The organism is Duganella flavida (assembly GCF_009857445.1).
GTDB lineage: Bacteria > Pseudomonadota > Gammaproteobacteria > Burkholderiales > Burkholderiaceae_D > Rugamonas > Rugamonas flavida.
The window spans coordinates 23,348-41,051 of record NZ_WWCN01000015.1; the positions used below are offsets into that span (position 1 = coordinate 23,348).

At 62.5% G+C, this 17,704-nt stretch carries 14 protein-coding genes and 1 pseudogene; 7 read left to right on the plus strand and 8 right to left on the minus strand.

The genetic code is table 11. The features are described from left to right. Positions 1-82 precede the first annotated feature (82 nt). Positions 83-649, plus strand: a complete 567-nt coding sequence (locus tag GTP46_RS21805) for an NAD(P)H-dependent oxidoreductase (RefSeq protein WP_161008736.1) — start codon at positions 83-85, stop codon at positions 647-649. A gap of 33 nt (positions 650-682) precedes the next feature. Beyond that, a complete protein-coding gene (locus GTP46_RS21810) occupies positions 683-1,246 on the plus strand; it encodes a gamma-glutamylcyclotransferase (RefSeq protein WP_161008737.1) in 564 nt (187 codons plus the stop codon). Here GTP46_RS21810 and GTP46_RS21815 read toward each other — a convergent pair. Beyond that, positions 1,238-2,395 (minus strand): PA0069 family radical SAM protein, encoded by a 1,158-nt coding sequence (locus GTP46_RS21815; protein WP_161008738.1) that lies wholly within the window; start codon positions 2,393-2,395, stop codon positions 1,238-1,240. The genes GTP46_RS21810 and GTP46_RS21815 overlap by 9 nt on opposite strands. A 142-nt stretch (positions 2,396-2,537) precedes the next feature. Between GTP46_RS21815 and GTP46_RS21820 the strand changes: the two genes are divergently transcribed. Genes GTP46_RS21820 through GTP46_RS21830 form a run of 3 tightly spaced genes read left to right on the plus strand, consistent with a single transcriptional unit; the run spans position 2,538 to position 7,779 of the window. Next, a complete protein-coding gene (locus GTP46_RS21820) occupies positions 2,538-3,125 on the plus strand; it encodes a DUF2760 domain-containing protein (RefSeq protein ID WP_161008739.1) in 588 nt (195 codons plus the stop codon). After that, positions 3,122-4,966 carry an Hsp70 family protein gene (locus tag GTP46_RS21825; RefSeq protein ID WP_161008740.1) on the plus strand — a complete coding sequence of 615 codons (1,845 nt, stop codon included), beginning with the start codon at positions 3,122-3,124 and terminating at the stop codon, positions 4,964-4,966. The genes GTP46_RS21820 and GTP46_RS21825 overlap by 4 nt, the downstream gene beginning before the upstream one ends. Further along, complete coding sequence (locus GTP46_RS21830; protein ID WP_161008862.1) at positions 4,966-7,779, plus strand: Hsp70 family protein; 2,814 nt, start codon at positions 4,966-4,968, stop codon at positions 7,777-7,779. Before GTP46_RS21825 ends, GTP46_RS21830 begins: the two co-directional genes overlap by 1 nt. Here GTP46_RS21830 and GTP46_RS21835 read toward each other — a convergent pair. The 4 genes and pseudogenes from GTP46_RS21835 to GTP46_RS21850 all read right to left on the minus strand — a co-directional run bounded on the left by GTP46_RS21835 (position 7,776) and on the right by GTP46_RS21850 (position 13,999). Beyond that, positions 7,776-8,345 carry a tRNA-uridine aminocarboxypropyltransferase gene (locus GTP46_RS21835; RefSeq protein ID WP_229259058.1) on the minus strand — a complete coding sequence of 190 codons (570 nt, stop codon included), beginning with the start codon at positions 8,343-8,345 and terminating at the stop codon, positions 7,776-7,778. The genes GTP46_RS21830 and GTP46_RS21835 overlap by 4 nt on opposite strands. Positions 8,346-8,420: 75 nt before the next feature. Next, positions 8,421-10,148: a methyl-accepting chemotaxis protein gene (locus tag GTP46_RS21840; protein WP_161008742.1), complete on the minus strand. Its 1,728-nt coding sequence runs from the start codon at positions 10,146-10,148 to the stop codon at positions 8,421-8,423. Between the two features lie 623 nt (positions 10,149-10,771). Further along, positions 10,772-13,057, minus strand: a pseudogene (gene tssM, locus GTP46_RS21845) (type VI secretion system membrane subunit TssM); the annotation flags it as partial. Between the two features lie 102 nt (positions 13,058-13,159). Next, positions 13,160-13,999, minus strand: coding sequence for a M15 family metallopeptidase (locus GTP46_RS21850; RefSeq protein ID WP_161008743.1), 840 nt, complete (start codon positions 13,997-13,999; stop codon positions 13,160-13,162). 24 nt (positions 14,000-14,023) lie between these two features. On the opposite strand from GTP46_RS21850, the gene GTP46_RS21855 reads away from it, so the two are divergent. Further along, on the plus strand, positions 14,024-14,833 hold the full coding sequence (locus GTP46_RS21855; RefSeq protein ID WP_229259054.1) for a hypothetical protein: 810 nt from the start codon (positions 14,024-14,026) through the stop codon (positions 14,831-14,833). Here GTP46_RS21855 and GTP46_RS21860 read toward each other — a convergent pair whose 3' ends face one another. Together GTP46_RS21860 and GTP46_RS21865 are read right to left on the minus strand one after the other, a co-directional pair. Beyond that, positions 14,834-15,538, minus strand: a complete 705-nt coding sequence (locus tag GTP46_RS21860; RefSeq protein ID WP_161008744.1) for a glutathione S-transferase N-terminal domain-containing protein — start codon at positions 15,536-15,538, stop codon at positions 14,834-14,836. A 34-nt stretch (positions 15,539-15,572) separates the two neighbouring features. Then, positions 15,573-16,187 carry a protein-S-isoprenylcysteine O-methyltransferase gene (locus tag GTP46_RS21865; RefSeq protein ID WP_161008745.1) on the minus strand — a complete coding sequence of 205 codons (615 nt, stop codon included), beginning with the start codon at positions 16,185-16,187 and terminating at the stop codon, positions 15,573-15,575. A gap of 60 nt (positions 16,188-16,247) precedes the next feature. On the opposite strand from GTP46_RS21865, the gene GTP46_RS21870 reads away from it, so the two are divergent. Then, positions 16,248-17,018 (plus strand): substrate-binding periplasmic protein, encoded by a 771-nt coding sequence (locus GTP46_RS21870; RefSeq protein WP_161008746.1) that lies wholly within the window; start codon positions 16,248-16,250, stop codon positions 17,016-17,018. A 30-nt stretch (positions 17,019-17,048) separates the two neighbouring features. On the opposite strand, the gene GTP46_RS21875 is transcribed toward GTP46_RS21870, so the two are convergent. Next, positions 17,049-17,486 carry a hypothetical protein gene (locus tag GTP46_RS21875; RefSeq protein ID WP_161008747.1) on the minus strand — a complete coding sequence of 146 codons (438 nt, stop codon included), beginning with the start codon at positions 17,484-17,486 and terminating at the stop codon, positions 17,049-17,051. Positions 17,487-17,704 lie beyond the last annotated feature (218 nt).

Genomic DNA, 17,704 nt, shown 5'->3' on the forward strand with positions numbered 1-17,704 from the left:
CTTTACAATTTCTTTCACACAGGGAAAGATTGTTGCCATTAATCCATTGTGGAAGCGCTTTCGTATTGTGTATCCTTTATTTATGAACATTCTGCATATCGACTCCTGCGCCTTGGGCGACCACGCCACCTCGCGCCAGACCACTGCCGCTGCAATCGCCGCCCTGGTGGCGGAGAACGCCCAGGCTACCGTCCTCTACCGCGACCTTGCGGCCTCCCCGCTGTCCCACGCCAGCGGCCCACTGTTGCAAGCCATCAGCCAGCGCTGGGATGCCGGCATTCCGATGAACGCCGAGCTGCGCGCCGAAGCACTGCAAAGCGCCTCGCTGCTGCAGGAATTCCACGACGCCGACGTCATTGTGCTGGGCGCACCGATGCACAACTTCTCCGTGCCATCGACGCTGAAAGCATGGATGGACCGCCTGCTGGAATTGCAACGCACCGCCGCCAGTGAGCCGCGCCGCGCTGCACGCCTGCTGCTGGTCACCTCCGGCTGCGGCGTGTCCGGCGTCGGCGCCAGCGAAGAACTGATGCGCAATCACGAGCAGCAACTCACGGCCGCCTTCCAATACCTCGGCGTCAGCCGCGTGGACGTGGTGCGCGACCTGGCCGATGTACAACAAGTACTGGCACCGCAACGCGCAGCCTGATGTTAGCGGTAACGCTGCTTTATAATGCAGCACATGACTGCGAACACCATCACCATCAATCAACAGATGGACAAGTTTGACGGCCAAGCCAGCGTTTGGCTGTTTGGCTACGGCTCCTTAATCTACAAGGCGGACTTCCCTTACCTGCAACGCCGCCCGGCCAGCATCGCCGGCTGGACGCGGCGCTTCTGGCAAGGCTCACACGACCACCGCGGCACGCCGGAAGCGCCGGGCCGCGTGGTCACCCTGATCGAACAAGAAGGGGCTATCTGCCACGGCATGGCTTACCTGATCACGCCGGAAGTGTTCGCCCATCTTGACCATCGCGAAAAGAATGGCTACCTGCGGCTGGCCATTCCCATCGTGTTTGAAGACAACGACGCGGTCGAAGGCCTGGTTTACATCGCCACGCCAGACAACACCGCCTTCCTCGGCGCTGCCTCGGAACAGGAAATCGCCGCCCATATCGCCCGCTCTACCGGACCGAGCGGGCCGAATAGCGATTACCTTAACCACCTCGCCACCGCCCTGCGTGAGCTAGGCCGCCACGACCAGCACGTGTTCGAGATTGAGCGCCACCTGGCCGCGCTAAAATAAATCCAACTGCCCCGCATCGGCTGCCGCCCTGGCGCGCGCGCCCAGCGGCGGTACCGCCAGCGGCCGGGTGAACTGCGAGCAGTCCATGCGGTGGAAGCGGCTGCCATGCCCCGTCAGCCCTAAGCGCTCGCTGGCAATTTTCACCCGCTGCCGTATCAGCTCGGCCCACACGCCCTCGCCCTTCATACGCGTGCTGAAATCACTGTCGTAGTCTTTTCCGCCGCGCATTTCGCGCACGCGATTCATCACCCGCTGCGCGCGCTCGGGAAAGTGCGCTTGCAGCCATTCCTTGAACAGCGGCGCCACTTCCCATGGCAGGCGCAGCACGGTGTAGTGCGCGCTCAGTGCACCGGCCTCATGCACAGCTTCCAGTATCCGCTCGATCTCCGGCTCGGTGACGAACGGAATGATGGGCGCGATGCTGACCGCCACCGGAATGCCCGCCTCAGTCAGCGTACGGATGGTGCGCAGGCGGCGCGCGGGCGACGTGGCGCGCGGCTCCAGCGTGCGGGCGATGGCCGGGTCCAAGGTGGTCAGCGTGATGGCCACGCCGGCTTGCTGTTTTGCTGCCATCGGCGCGAGGATGTCGATGTCGCGTTCGATCAGCGATGACTTGGTGATCAGGCCCACCGGATGCTGGCATTCCTGCAGTACTTCCAGCACGCGGCGGGTGAGCTTGAGTTCGCGCTCGCAGGGCTGGTAGGCGTCGGTATTGACACCCAGCGCGATCGATTGCGGCTCGTAGCCCGGCTTGGCCAGCTCGCGCCGCAGCATCTCCGGCGCGTTGATCTTGGCGAAGATTTTGCTCTCGAAGTCCATGCCCGGCGACAGCCCCAGATAGCTGTGCGTAGGCCGCGCAAAGCAGTAGATACAGCCATGCTCGCAGCCGCGATACGGATTGAGCGAAACGCTGAACGGCAAATCCGGCGAGGCGTTGCGGCTCAGGATAGAACGGCAGATTTCCTCGGTGACCTGTGTTTTCCACGGCGTGGCCTCCTCTTCCTCGCGCTCCCAGCCGTCGTCGTAGGCCTCGCGCGCGTTCACTTCGTAACGACCCTGTATATTGGAGACCGCGCCACGCCCTTTTTGCGCCTTGAGCGAGGGCGGCGGCAACATCACCTGCTCTTGATTGTTTTCATCATGGGACATGGCGCACTCAAATACTGTATAAACATACAGTATTCTAGGCGCTCCAAACTGCCATATCAAGGGAAATATCAAGTATCATGCCGGGCTTCGCCTGAAACGCGCGCCCGCGCTGCGTTCGGCAACCTTACACAGTGAGTAAAACATGACCAATTCGAGCCAACCTTTGCCGTCTTTTTTCAGCCGGATTTCCATCGCCATCGGCGCGTTCTTCCGCGCCTTGTCCGATGCTGAGTACGCTGCGCGCCTGAGCCGCATCGATGAAGCGCCGCAGCCAAGCGCCGCGCCAGTCGCTGCGCCAGCGCCAGCGCCAGCGCCAGCACCGGCTCCTGCGCCAGTGACGCTGCGCGTCGCCACCCCGGACGCCGCCCTGCAATTGCTGTCGCTGTTCCAGCGCGAGGCCCGCCTGATCGACTTCACGCAAGAAAACCTGAGCGCCTACTCCGACGCCGACATCGGCGCCGCCGCGCGCGTGGTGCATGAAGGCTGTGCCAAGGTACTGAAAGAACACTTCACCATCCAGCCGGTCCGCAGCGAAGCGGAAGGCAGCCGAATCGAACTGCCGGAAGGCTTCGATGCGGCCGCCGTGCGCCTGACTGGCAATGTGGTCGGCAAGGCGCCGTTCCGTGGTGCGCTGAGCCATCGCGGCTGGCGTTCGGCCGAGGTGCGCCTGCCAAAACTGGCGGAAGCGCACGACGCCTCCATCCTGGCGCCAGCGGAGGTGGAACTGTGAGCGATCCACGTTACGCCATCGGCATTGACCTTGGCACCACGCATAGCGCGCTGTCGTATGTGAACCTGCAAACCAGCGACGGCGAGAAAACTCAGCACGGCGTGCTGGCCATTCCGCAGCTGACCGCGCCGGGCACGATTGAAGAACTGCCGCTGCTGCCGTCCTTCCTCTACCTGCCGCACGCGGACGAACTGGCGCCGGGCGAGAACAATCTGCCCTGGCAGCAAACGGCGGAAGAGCAAACCGGCGTGGCCGGCGAGATGGCGCGCAGCCGTGGCGCGACTACGCCGATTCGTTTGGTCTCCAGCGCCAAGAGCTGGTTGAGCCATCCGGGCGTGGACCGCCGCAGCGCCCTGCTGCCAAACGACGCGCCGGAAGAAGTCTCGCGCGTGTCGCCGCTGGAAGCGTCGACGCGCTACCTGTCCCACCTGCGCAAGGCGTGGGAGCAGGCGCACCCTGACGCGCCGTTCGGCGAGCAAGCGGTGACGGTGACGATTCCTGCATCCTTCGATCCGGGCGCGCGCGAACTGACCGCCGATGCGGCACGCGCTGCCGGCTACACCAATCTCACGCTGCTGGAAGAACCGCAGGCAGCCTTGTATAGCTGGATCCAGGGCAGCGAAGGCCGCTGGCGCAAGGAAGTCAAGCCGGGCGACATTATCCTGGTGGTGGACGTAGGCGGCGGCACCAGCGACTTTTCGCTGATCGCCGTGCTGGAACGCGACGGCGTGCTGGAACCGCATCGCATCGCAGTCGGTGATCACATTCTGCTCGGCGGCGACAATATGGATCTGGCGTTGGCGCACCTGATGGCACGCAAGCTGGCCGCCAACGGCACGCAGCTCGACGCGTGGCAGATGCGCGCGCTGACCTACGGCTGCCGCACCGCCAAAGAAAAACTGCTGGCCGATGAAACCGTGACGACCTGGCCTATCGTAGTGCCTAGCCGTGGCTCGAAACTGATCGGCGGTTCGATCCGCACTGAACTCACGCGCGACGAAGTGTCGACCTTTATTCTCGATGGCTTCTTCCCGAAAGTGGAAGCGTCGGCGCGTCCGGCCGTGCGCCAGCGCGCGGGCCTGACGCAGCTTGGCCTGCCGTATGCACAGGATGCTGGTGTGACGCGTCATCTGGCAGCGTTCCTTGCGCGCCAGGTCGGTGCAACGACGGAACTGGAAGGCTACACCGGCAAGCAAAGCGCCGACGCGACTTTCCTGCATCCGACCGCAGTGCTGTTCAACGGCGGCGTGTTCAAGTCGGACCTGCTGGCGCAGCGCATCATGGGCACCATCAACGATTGGCTGTACATGGAAGGCGCAGAGCCTGCGCGCATGCTGGGCGGTGCTGATCTTGACCTGGCAGTGGCGCGCGGCGCAGCTTATTACAGCTACGCGCGTCGTGGCAGCGGCGTGCGCATTCGCGGCGGTACGGCGCGTTCGTACTACGTGGCGATTGAGTCGGCAATGCCGGCGATTCCGGGCATGGAGCCGCCGATTCAGGCGCTGTGCGTGGCGCCGTTCGGCATGGAAGAAGGCAGCGAGATCGAATTATCGAACCAGGAGTTTGGTTTGGTGGTGGGTGAACCGGTGCAGTTCCGTTTCTTCGGTTCTTCCGTGCGCCGCCAGGACCAGATTGGCGATCTGCTGGACTTCTGGGGCCCGGATGAACTGATCGAGATGAACGAGATTCAAGCCAACCTGTCGCCAGAAGGCCGTCAGGCTGGTGATGTGGTGCAGGTGCGCTTGCACGCGATGGCAACGGAATCCGGCACGCTGGAACTGGCCGCTGTGGCCAATGATGGCCAGCGCTGGAAGGTGGAGTTCGACGTTCGCAGCGCATGATGAGCAAATACGTCGTCAGCATCGATCTGGGCACCACCAATACGGTGATGGCCTATGCGGAAGCCGGCAGCGCCGAGATTCGCTTGTTCGATATCGAGCAGCTGACGGCGCCCGGCGAGATTGGTGCGGCGGCGTTGCTGGCGTCCTTGCGCTATCACCCTGTGGCCGGCGAGCTGGCGCAGGGTGATCTGCAATTGCCGTGGGCTTCCAGCGAGCCGGCAGTGATCGGCCGTTTGGCGCGGAAGCTTGGTGCCCAAGTCCCCGGGCGCCTGGTGGCCAGCGCCAAGAGCTGGCTCTCGCATCCGCAGGTGGATCGTACGGCGCCGATACTGCCGTGGGGCGCCGAAGCGGACGTGCCCAAAGTCTCGCCGGTTGCGGCCAGTGCGTCGTATCTGGCGCATGTGCGCAGCGCGTGGAATGCGCGCTTTCCGGCGCAGCCTTTGGAAACGCAGCAGATTGTTTTAACCATTCCGGCATCGTTTGATGAAGGCGCGCGTGCGTTGACGCTGGAGGCGGCGCGCACGGCGGGCTTGCCGTCCTTGCGATTACTGGAAGAACCGCAGGCCGCGTTTTACGATTGGCTGTTCCGCCAGCGCGCGTCATTGGGCGAGCAATTGGCCGACACGCGCCTGGTACTGGTGTGTGACGTCGGTGGCGGCACCACGGACTTTAGTTTGATGAAGGTCGATGCGGGCGACGCGGCGACTGCTGGCGCGCAGCCGGCCATCAGCCGCATTGGCGTCGGCAATCACCTGATCCTCGGCGGCGACAATATGGACCTCGCCCTCGCCCACCTCGTCGAGTCGCGCATGGCCACAACAGCGGGCAGCGCGGCCGGAGCAGCGCCAGCAAGGCTTTCCGCCAGCCGGCTGTCGCAGTTGGCGGAGCGGTGCCGCGCGGCGAAGGAGTTGCTGCTGGCGGCGGATGCGCCGGAGTGCACCACGGTCACGCTGCTGGGCTCCGGCTCTAAATTGATCGGCGGCTCGCGCTCCGTCGAGTTGACGCGTGATGAAGTCGCCGCGCTGGTGGTCGATGGCTTCTTCCCGCTGAACGCAGAACAAGCGCCGGCCAAGCGCGGTCGCGGTGCGATCGTTGAATTCGGCCTGCCCTACGCCGCAGATGCCGCCATCACGCGTCACCTTGCAGACTTCCTGCGCCAGCACGCCGCTGCCGCGCGCGAAGCACTCGGTCTGCCTGCCGACAGCACCGCCATCCCGATCCCGGACACGCTACTGCTCAACGGCGGCGTATTCCGCGCCGACGCATTGGCACGCCGATTGGAGGCCGCGCTGGCAGGCTGGCGCCAACAACCACTGCGCGTTCTGCACAACGATGATCCAGACGTCGCAGTCGCACGCGGCGGCGTCGCTTACGCGTTAGGCCAATCCGGCCAGGCACCAGTAATTGGCGGCGGCTCCGCGCGCAGCTACTTCCTGCTGCTCGACGCCACTGGCCCCGCCGACAAACCACGCCGCGCCATCTGCATTCTGCCGCGCGGCGCTGCCGAGAACAAAGAGCTCCTGCTGGCCGACCGCACTTTCGCACTGCGCCTCGGCCGGCCGGTGCGGTTCCATCTGGCCTCTTCCACCGCCGAAGCACCGCAAGCCGGCGACGTGGTCGAGCTGCAGCCGGATGACTACATCGAGCTGCCGCCGATCGCCACCGTCCTGCGCGACAGCAGCGCCACCGACGCGCGCAAAGAAATCCCGGTGCAACTGGCCGCCATGCTGAGTGAAGTCGGCACATTGGAAGTCCACTGCGTCGCCAAAGAGAACGATCAACGCTGGCTGCTCGAATTCCAGCTGCGCGCGGAAGCTGCTGCCGAAACCGAGCCGACGGATGAAGCGCCAATGCCCGCCGGCCTCCCCGCCGCACTCGAAAAAATCGACCGCATCTTTGGCAGTCGCGCGCAACAAGTCGACCTCAAGGAAGTCAAACAACTGCGCACGCAATTGGAACACCTGCTGGGTAGCCGCGAGAACTGGCCAACGCCCGTGCTGCGCCGCCTGTTCGACGCGTTGATGGAACGCGCCAAAGGCCGCCGCCGCTCCGCCGAACACGAACGCACATGGCTCAACTTGAGCGGCTACTGCCTGCGCCCCGGCTTCGGCCACACGCTGGACGAATGGCGCATCGAAAAACTGTGGGCCATGTTCGACACCGGCGTACAGAATCACAAAGACAGCCAGGCCTGCGCGGAATGGTGGACCATGTGGCGCCGCGTCGCCGGCGGCTTGAGCGTAGAAGCGCAGCTGCGCGTGCTGGACGATTTCGCCTTCAACGTACAAGCCGATGCTGCAGAACGTGGCCGCCGTCCCGTCACGCTGGTCAACGGCAGCGAGGAAGACATGCTGCGCCTCGGCGCATCGCTGGAACGCATCCCCGGCAACTACAAAGCGGAAATCGGCGCATGGATGCTGGAACAACTCCAGCAAGAAAAGAAATCTGAAGCAGCGCGTGGCCGCCTGCTGTGGGGCTTGAGCCGTGTCGGTGCGCGCCAGCCTTTCCACGGCAGCGCGCACGATGTGGTGGATACCACCATCGTCGAACAATGGCTGGACGCGGTGCTGGCGCTGGATTGGAAAAAAGTCGAACCGGCCGGCTACACAGCAGCTCACCTGGCCCGCATGACCGGCGACCGTTCGCGCGACATCAGCGACAGCTTGCGTGCAGAAGTGCTGCGCCGCCTGAACGCGTCCACCGCTCCCGCCACGTGGAGTGCCATGGTGCGCGAGGTAGTGCAGCTCGATCAGGCCGACGAAAAGCGCATGCTGGGCGAGGCGCTACCGCCGGGCCTCAAGCTGATTTCCTAAGTTGACCTGATATAGCTGGCCTGCTGCGCCACAAAGCCATCAAACGCAGCGATCAGTGGATCGAATTTATTTATATCGTTTTCCATCTGCGCCAGCGCGTACACCGTGGCTTCCAGTGTGGACAGCTGGTCCGGCAGGTGCGCCTTGCGTATCAGGTAGTGCGACGGCGGCGTGTCGCGCAGCGGCATGCGCGGCAAGGCTTGCAGCAGCGGATTCAGATACAGCATCTTGCGACTCTTGCGCCAGGTCCCGTCGAGCACCACAAGGCGCAGCGGCTCCTCAAGCCACGCCGCATCAAACGGCTGCGGCACGGCCAGTCCCAGCGACGCATCTTCCGTATCGGGATACAGCAGCACGCTGCGGCGTTCCGGTGAGAGCAGCGTTTGCAGCTGCTGCGGGTCAAACGTCTCACCTACTTCCATGCGGCTGTTGGTCAAACTCAAATGCAGCAGGCGCGCGCTGCCCTTGGCGTTGCTGACTTCCATGGGATGTTGAAGAATCAGGACTTCCACCTGATTAGGCAGCGCTGTCACCCAGCGGCAGATACAGGTCTGCTGTGGGCGCAGGCACGCGGCGCACATGGCGCGCCGCGTTGTTGGTGCAGAACTGGCGGTATTCATAGGCCGCCATTGTACAGCGGCTTAGAACTCTTCCCAGTCGCCCGCCTCGTTAGTAGTGACTGCGGCCTTGCGCGGCGCAGCCGACGCAGATGCCGGCGCAGACGCTTTGACCGCAGCAGGCTTCGGTGCCGTCACCGCTGCTGGACGGCGCGGCAGCGCCTTGGCGCGCGCCGGTGCAGCAGGCCGCGCCAGCGCAGGCGCACCGCTCACACCATCCAGCTTGAACACGCTGACCACATCCGCCAGCTTGGCCGACTGCTCCTGCATCGACTCCGCCGCCGCAGCAGCTTCCTCCACCAGCGCCGCATTCTGCTGCGTTACCTGGTCCATCTGCGTGATGGCGTCATTCACTTGTGCGATGCCGATGCTCTGCTCCTCGCTGGCATTGCTAATCTGCGTCATGATCTGCGTAACGCGGCTGATGCTCTGGACGATTTCCTCCATCGTCTGCCCAGCCTTGTCGACCAGCTCCGACCCGATCTGCACCTTCTGCACCGAATCGTCGATCAAGCCTTTGATGTCCTTGGCCGCCGACGCGGAGCGCTGCGCCAGGTTACGCACCTCCGACGCCACCACCGCAAAGCCGCGCCCCTGCTCACCGGCACGCGCCGCCTCCACCGCCGCATTCAGCGCAAGAATATTCGTCTGGAAGGCAATGCCGTCGATGACCGAAATAATATCCACGATCTTGCGCGACGAATCGTTAATCGATCCCATGGTGTTGACCACTTCACCCACTACCGAGCCGCCACGGCTGGCGATTTCCGATGCGGTGATCGCCAGCTCATTCGCTTGCCGCGCATTCTCCGCATTGAAGCGCACAGTGGACGTCAACTGCTCCATCGACGATGCGGTTTCCTCCAGCGAGCTTGCCTGCTCCTCGGTGCGCGAGGACAGGTCCTGGTTACCCGCCGCGATCTGCGTGGACGCCGTCGCAATCAGCTCCGTGCCGTTGCGCACCTGCCCGACGATGTTCACCAGATTGGTGTTCATGGTCTTCAAGGCGTTCATCAACTGGCCAGTTTCGTCGCTGCTGTTGACCTGAATATCGCTGGTGAGATCACCCGACGATACCGTCTCCGCCACCTTCACTGCTTCATTAATCGGCTGCGTGATGGTGCGCGTGATCCACCACGCGGCGAACACGCCCATCGCAATCGCCGCCATGCCGAGGATGATCAGCAGCGTGCGGCCGCTCTTATATTGTTGTTGAATGTCGGCGGCACTCGCGTCCAGCAATGCGCCTTGCTTTTCGGCGAATGCTTTAAGCGCGCCCAGGTAGCGTATGCGGCTCTGGGTCATGTCGCCTTCGTAGATCTTGGCAGCGCCGTCAAGATCGCCGCCATTCTTCGCGGCGAAAACGGCCTTGCGGAAATCGGTGTAAGCCTTGCGCGTTTCCAGTACTTTTTTGAACAGCGGCTTGAGTTCTTCTTCGTCGATGGCGGCGCCGATCTGGTCCTGGATCTGCGTGGCGCGGCCGGAGGATTCGGCCATCAGCGCTTCCAGTTTTTTCTGGTCGACCGCATCGCGCACCATGAACGCACCGGTGGTGCGCGCCGCGTTAACCTCTACTATCTTGGCCCACTCCGCGATCAGGCGCTCGTCGCGGATTTGCACGGCGATCATCTCGTCGGTCTGCGCACTGGCGCTGCTGAGGCGCAGGATACCGATCACCGTCATGGCCACCAGAAGTAGCAAAATCAACGAAAAGCCAAAGCCGAGACGGGTACCGATCTTGAGATTATTCATAGCAAACCCCTAGCAAAAAGTCTGGAATGTCCAGTTCATGCTAGCACTATTTGTCCACAATCTATAGCTTCCTAGGAAATATCGGCGCTGCAGCGCAGCAATTATTCAGCGCCCGGCGCGGCCCCCAGCAACTCCTCCACGCCGGCAATCGCCGACGGGTCCTTGATGACGGCGCGCAGCCAGACATGCAGCGGCATGTCGCCCCAGCTGGCAGCCCGCTCAGCCAGGTAGGCGACCGGACTGTGGGGTTCGGTGCGGCGGAAGAAGTCCGCTATGAGACGCAATTGCTGCAAGGCTTGCATCCGGCTCTGTGGCGCTCCGCCGGGCGCGATGGCAACGATACCAATAGTGGCCTGACCACTATCGTCCAGCGCGGCCAAGGGGCTGTGCGGCGCGAGATTGCGGATCACCGTTTGCAAGGCATCCCTGGCGGGAGTAAAACCGGGACCGTCGGCGCCCAGTTGCGTATCTACCACGCGCTCTAGCCGCATCAGCGCGGTGAGGCAAAATTCGGCGTCGAGCAACGCCGGCGACGCGCATCCCTGCACCAATGCGGGCGTGCGCGCGAGCAGCCAAAACAGGTTGCCAATGCGCTGGTCGTAGTCGCCGTCATCGACCAATGGATACAAATCGGCGAGGCCTTTCTGGATTTGTTCGGGACTGCCTTCCAGCGTGAGATCATCGCGCGCGGCGGTTTTTAGCACCCAGTCGGTGCTTTGCAGCTCGCGATTAGCGGCATTGCGGAAGGCATCCTGCACGAACTTCTCCCACGCCTCACGCGTGTACGCGCCGGGCACCGCGTAGCTGCCGGTGACCAGCACCTGATCCTGCTCGCCCACCATGCGCGCCACTGTCGCCGTCGGGAAACGCGTGTTGGCACGGGCGCGGATGTCGGCATACACGCGCTCCCGCGCCGGCAAGCCGCGTACCACGCGGCGCAGGTTCTCGCGCGCCTGGTCCACCAGCGCCAGCTTCAAGTCGATACGCGGCCAGGCTGGATCAGGAATCTGTGCGAGGTAGAACGTCATCAAACGCTCGGCGCTATGGATCATCTGCTCGCGCGGCATGGCGCCGCGATTATTCTCCAGCCACGCGCGCCAATGGCGCGGCAACTGATCGTTGAGGTGACTGGCTTCGGCATGCGATTTATCGGCCAGCATCAGGTAGCTTTTGAGTGCGTTGTACGCATCGTCCGTATTGGTGGCGTAGGCTTCCTGGAACTGCGCCGATGCCGCCGGTGCAGCGCCGCCGAGTGGCTGCAGTTCCGCCGCGTGCAGATTCATCTCCGACAGCAGCGTCTCAAGGTTGGCAACCACCGGCATCAGCATCACATTCTTCACGCCGGCGAAGTACTCCTCGCGCAGCTTGCGCTCCAATAGCTCGCCCTGATAAAGCCCCATGCGCAGCGACCAAGGACGCGCATCACGATACTTCTCCAGCTGCACGATGCGGTCCTGAATAATCTCCAGCGCCTCCAGCCGCGATTGCAGGTCCAGCCGCCTGGCCTGCAGCTTGATCACTTTGTCCAGGTCCGCCTGCACATTGCTGACCAGCTGACGATTGCCCATGTAGGCCCAACTCCATCCACCAAGCGATACACCGAGCAGCAGCACCGCACCGAAGAAGGCCGCGTACTTCAGGCGCACCTTGGTCTTGCTGGCGTACTGCGACACCAGGTCCTTGTCTTCGAAAATCACCTTGCGGAATAAATTCAGCAGGAAGAATCCCGAATGCCCAGTGCCGGCGGCTGGCGCGGCGTCTGCACCCGTCAACGCAAAGCGCTTGGCCACGCGCTGCGATTGCTCGCTCAACGGCATCCCCTCCTGCAGCGCACTGGTGAAATAGAAGCCGCGGAACACAGGCTTGAACTGGAACGGATTTTCCTCAAACAGCGTCACCAGAAAGGAGCGCAGCGGCGCACGGATCGTAGAAAACTCCAGAGGAAACGTAAACACGCCAGGCTCCATGCGCTCGCGCCGCTGCTGGCCCATGGTGGCAAGGCTCATGGCCTTCAAACCATCACACAGCTCATCGAAGGCGTGATCGAAGAACGCCATCAGCTGTTGACTGCTGATCTTGCGCTGGTAGGGCATGGTCGCGCCCCACACGCGTTCGCGCTCCGTGCGTTCGGCCTGCGCGAAGAAGTCGCCAAAGCCCGCAATCAAATCGGCCTTGGTGAACACCACATACACCGGCGCGAAAATCTCCAGCCGCTCGATTAAATCCTGCACCCGCTTGCGCAGGCTACGCGCCAGCTTGATGCCGACCTCCGGATCATCGCCGCGCAACTCCGCGATGCTAACCGCGATCACGATGCCGTTGACTGGCGCGCGGCGACGGTACTTCTTCAGCAAGTCGAGAAAACCGAACCACTCTTCGCGATGTTCATCCAGTACCGAATAGCGCCCGGCCGTGTCGAGCAAAATGCCCTCGGTAGTGAAGAACCAGTCGCAGTTGCGCGTGCCGCCCACGCCCTGCAGCACTTTGCCGTCGGCGAACGGGAACTGCAAACCAGAGTTGGTGATGGCCGTGCTTTTGCCCGCTGCCGGATTCCCGATAATCATGTACCACGGCAGCTCGTACAAAGCACGCGTGCCGGAGACGATGCCCAGCTTCGAGCCCTTGATGGTGTCAATCGCCCTCAGCATGCTGTCGCGAATAGCCTTGACCTCCGCGATAGACGGATCGACGATGGCCTCGTCCAATTTGTCCGACTCGCGCCTGGCGCGCCAGCGCCGCCACCACCACACCGCACCGGCCAGCGCCAGCATCGCTGCGGTGGCGATCAAGACCCACACCAGCGCCAGCTCCAGCACTTGCGCACCAAGGTAAAACAGCGCCGCCATCGCCGTCAGGCCGATGATGGTGAGGTGACGGCTATCGGTCAGGAAGGTCCAGATTCTGCGCATCATAGATGGTGTCCGGCGAAGATGGCGACGCCCATACGGCAGGCGGACCGATCAATGTTGCCACCAACAAAGCAGGGATTTCTTGCGCAAGAACAATCCCGCTTACTTCTTTACCGTACCCGCCACACGCAATTCGGTGTGGCCGAAGTCCATCATGGTCCAGCGGCCGCCCCAGGTCAGCCCGGCTGCTTCGGCGGCGGCACCGTAGAACTGGTAGCCGCGCATGGCCCACGGATCTTTTTCCGAAATCACCAGCTTGCCATCGCGCAGGAACGCGCAGTCGGCCGCCAGCCCGAACTGGTGATAGCTCTGAAACGCCCTGGCGTTGGTCACGCTGGGACCGGCTGCGGCCAGCGCGTTCTGCCGCTCAGGACTGCGGTAGCCCTCCAGGATGGCCATGTCGTAGCCGTGCCGCTCCTTCATGATCCTGAACACCAGCAGCAGCCGCTGCGCAAACGCCGGATCAAGCAGCTGCCAGTTGCGGTTTGCGCTATCGAGCATGGGCCGCACCAGCGTGACTTCGGCAGTGGTGAAAGCCAGCGGCGGCAATGGCACCGGCGCGGCCAATTGCTCGCCTTGCAGCACGCCGGCGATCTGGTCGTTGATGGCTTGCGTGTCGCTGTCGTAGCCGGACAGCATGCTGCGCCCGCTGAGTACCAGCGCCAGCAAGGGCGGCACCGTCACCAGCACACAGGCGGCCAACAGCAGCAGATAGCGCCGCCGCAGGAACCACGCCGTGCGACGCAGCGAGCCGCCCATGCCGCGTCCCAAGCCGCTGACCTGCTCCACGCCTTGCCGGTAGCCGCCGCGCAAACCAAGCTCAACGCGGCGGCCGGCCGCTCCCAGCGACTGCACCACCGCATCGCGCCCGGCGGGAAACAGCAACAACCAGGCGCAAAAACACGTCACCACAAAGAACAGCAGCACAGAAAAGAGAAACATGGTGCGCTCCATCAAAACGGCCCGATGCGACAGACCGGACACTGCATCGTAGGCCGTTCGCAGCGCTGCGACCTCGGCCAGATCAAATGGAGGGGGATTACCGTGGAAAAAACCAAACCAGATTTGATGGCCACTGCCGGCACGCGCCGGCCGTCCGACAGCAAGCGAATATTGGCGCAGCTCGAACATGGCGTGCGGCCGGCGGCGCATCCGGCCCGTGCGGCGGGCTGGACCGTCGATGGCTGGACCATCAGCTTGTTTGCGCTGTTGCTGTTGATGTGCTGCGTGGCGTGGCTGATGCACGACAAGACGATTACGCCGAAGACCTTCCGGCATAGCTACAGCAGCAGTTCGTCGTCGGGCGTGGCGCGGAAGGCGGCGGAAGGTGCACCGGCGGTTGAACTGCCAGCCGTCATCGTCAATGAGGCGCCATCGCCAGCCGTAGAAGTTGAGGAGCTCGCAGGTGCGCAAGCGAGCTGGAGTCCTACCGCTACCGCGCAGTCAGTACGCATAGTATCGCCGCAACTCAAGGCATCAACGCCAGCTACACGCACGGTGGTTGTGGCAACGCCGGCCGCCAATCCGACTCCGGCGATGCCGGTCAGCGACACCGACGTCGCCCTGCTCACCGCGCTGGTGGCCCATGCCAGCAAGCCTGCTACCGTCACGCCGGAGCGCCCGCGCGACGTCGTCGAACGCCAGGAAGGCGACACCACCACCCAGCTGCTAGCGCGCTGCAAGCAGCTGGGTCTGATCGAGGGCATGCTGTGCCGCTCGCGCATCTGCTCCGGGCGCTGGGAAAATGACGCCGCCTGCCGCGCCCCCAGCCACTAATCAGCCGCGCTTGGGAATATCCAATCCACGCGCCACGGCCGGACGATCGACAAACGCCGCCAGCACGCGCTGCACGTTGGTGAATTGGTGGAACTCCACCAGCTCGCCCGCGCCGTAGAAATTCACCAGATTGCGCACCCACGGGAAGATGGCGATGTCTGCAATGGTGTACTCATCGCCCATGATCCACTTGCGACCTTGCAGGCGCTGCTCCAGCACCGCCAGCAAACGCTTGGACTCGTTGATGTAGCGGTCACGCGGACGCTTGTCCTCGTAGTCCTTGCCGGCGAACTTATGGAAGAAGCCCACCTGCCCGAACATCGGCCCGATGCCGCCCATCTGGAACATCAGCCACTGGATGGTTTCGTAGCGGCCGGCGGCGTCTTTCGGGATCAGCTGGCCGCTCTTGTCGGCGATATACAGCAAAATGGCGCCGGACTCGAACAGCGGCAGCGGCTTGCCATCCGGCCCATTCGGATCGAGGATGGCCGGGATCTTGTTGTTCGGGTTCAGTGACAGGAATTCCGGCGACATCTGGTCGTTGCGGTCAAAGCTGACCAGGTGCGGCTCGTAGGCCAGGCCGGTCTCCTCCAGTGCAATCGACACCTTCACACCGTTCGGCGTCGGCAGCGAGTAGAGCTGGATGCGCTCTGGGTGCTGGGCCGGCCACTTGGCGGAGATAGGAAAAGCAGACAAATCGGTCATGGGACACTTTCAAAAGAAAATATCCGTCGATTATCTACGAACCGCCGGAAACGTGCTGGCGACGCCCAAAAGCGGGAAGCAGGCGATTGGTACGCTGCTGGTACTCGGCATATGCGGGGCCAAAGTGGTCCAGCATCATCTTTTCCTCGTGCTCGATACGGGAAAAGTACAGGATCGAGAACGCAATCAGGAACGCCGGTCCCACCACAAAATTGGCCAGCAACAGCATCTGCGCCAGTCCGTTGATGAACACGGCGGTGTACATGGGATGGCGTATCCGCGCGTAGATCCCCTGCGACACCAGCGTATGTGCCTCCTTCATTTCCAGCTTGGGAGAGAACAGCCGCCCCAGGTCATGATGCGACTTCCAGAACAAAAACACGCCGAGGATGGCGGCCACGCTGCCCAACACACCTTGCAATGGGCTAGCCGCATAATTCGCGAAGTCGAACCACGACGTGCACAGGTACAGCACCGGCATGGTCAACGAACCGGTGAAGACCAGCAGCAGGTTGAACCGTTCCTTCGCGTTGTCACGCGATTCGACCGCCTTGGCCTTCTTGTTCCGGAATTCCCACGGCGCCCGGATCAGGAAGCACGCTACGATCATCAGGACAAAAATGTAGTCAAACACTCCCAGGTGGTGCATAGGCGGCTCCTTTTCGTGGCAATCAGGATAACATCTATACTGGCTGTGCTAGCATTCAGCATGAACGCGCGAAGACTCTTCCTGCTAGCAAGCCTGTCGCTCACGCTCCCATGCGTCGCCGGCGAACTGATCATCCCACTGGTCACCTACTACGACTACGCGCCCTTCCACAGCGCCGAGGACAGCGCCGACCTGACGCACGAACTGGCTGCCCTGCTCACCAGGGAATCCGGCGGCCGTTACCGCTTCGTGCCGACACTGCTGCCCAAGAAACGCATCGACAATATGATGCAATTCCAGCACTGGCAAGGCGTGATCGCCTGGACCAACCCGCGCTTCTTTTACGACGAGAACAAAACACGCTACCTTTGGACCGAACCACTGCTAGTGGAGGCCGACCTGGTGGTGTCGCACATCGACGCCCCGGTTAAATTCGCCGGACTCGATACGCTGCGCGGCAAGGTGCTGGGCACCGTCCTGAACCAGCGCTATGCGGACGTCGAACCGATGCTGGCCAATCGCCAGCTGCGGCGGGCTGATGCGCCGACACTGGAATCGAATGTGCGCAAGCTGCTGCTCAAGCGGGTCGATGTGGTGTTCATCTCGCGCAGCGCCCTGAGCGGACTGCGCCACCGCATTCCTGACTTCGAAAGCCAGCTCTACATCGCGCCGCAGCCACGCAACACCTTCACCCGCCACCTGATGCTCACGCCCGGCTTGCCACCCGCAGTGATCAGCTACGTGCAGCAAACTACTGCCCACTTCGAACACAACCCGGCCTGGCGCGACCTCACCCTGCGCTACCACGTGGACGGCCAGGTGCCGCACTAGGCATCGTCTGGCGCTAAATTGTTGGGCCGCTTACTTGGCGTATTTTGATAAAGCATCAGCGGGGAGCTTGGCCGAATCGCCTTGCAGAGTTGGGGTTGGATTCCTCACCATTTCTATGCGCCCAATGCATTCAATCTCTTTTTCGTAGCCAGGGATCCGCGCGAAGTATGGCCCTACATCGCGCGCCAGTGACTGTCGCAATTGCGAATTCTGGTTCAACGCTTCTTCAAGGCCTGGAATTGGCAGCTTCAGTACGCTCCACGCTTGAAATGCCGCTTCGATCTCACTCTTGTTTTTTGGATAGGACTTCGCGCACTCATCAAAGAAAGTCGCAGTCTCCGCAATAACGCGGATCACGCAACGATCCAGATCTTCGTCACATGGACCATGAGCACCAAAAACCAGCGGTGAAAAGGAAAGCAGCAGAATAGCAAGCAGGTTTTGTCGTGAGGATGTCATGCGCTTCATTCGATATTAGTACAACGAGAAAATTCAGCCGCGCCATCTGGCGTCGGCTTCAATGTTTGGCTAAGTCTCTTGTGATATCCAACCTCTACCCGGCACGACAAGCGAGCAGCGATTGGCGTGTCCAGCGAAAGAAGTGAGCGAGGTCGAGCACATGGTTAGGCCGTCCGATTATTATGGCGTATGCGCACAAGAGAAAACGCCTCAAGACATTGAGCGTG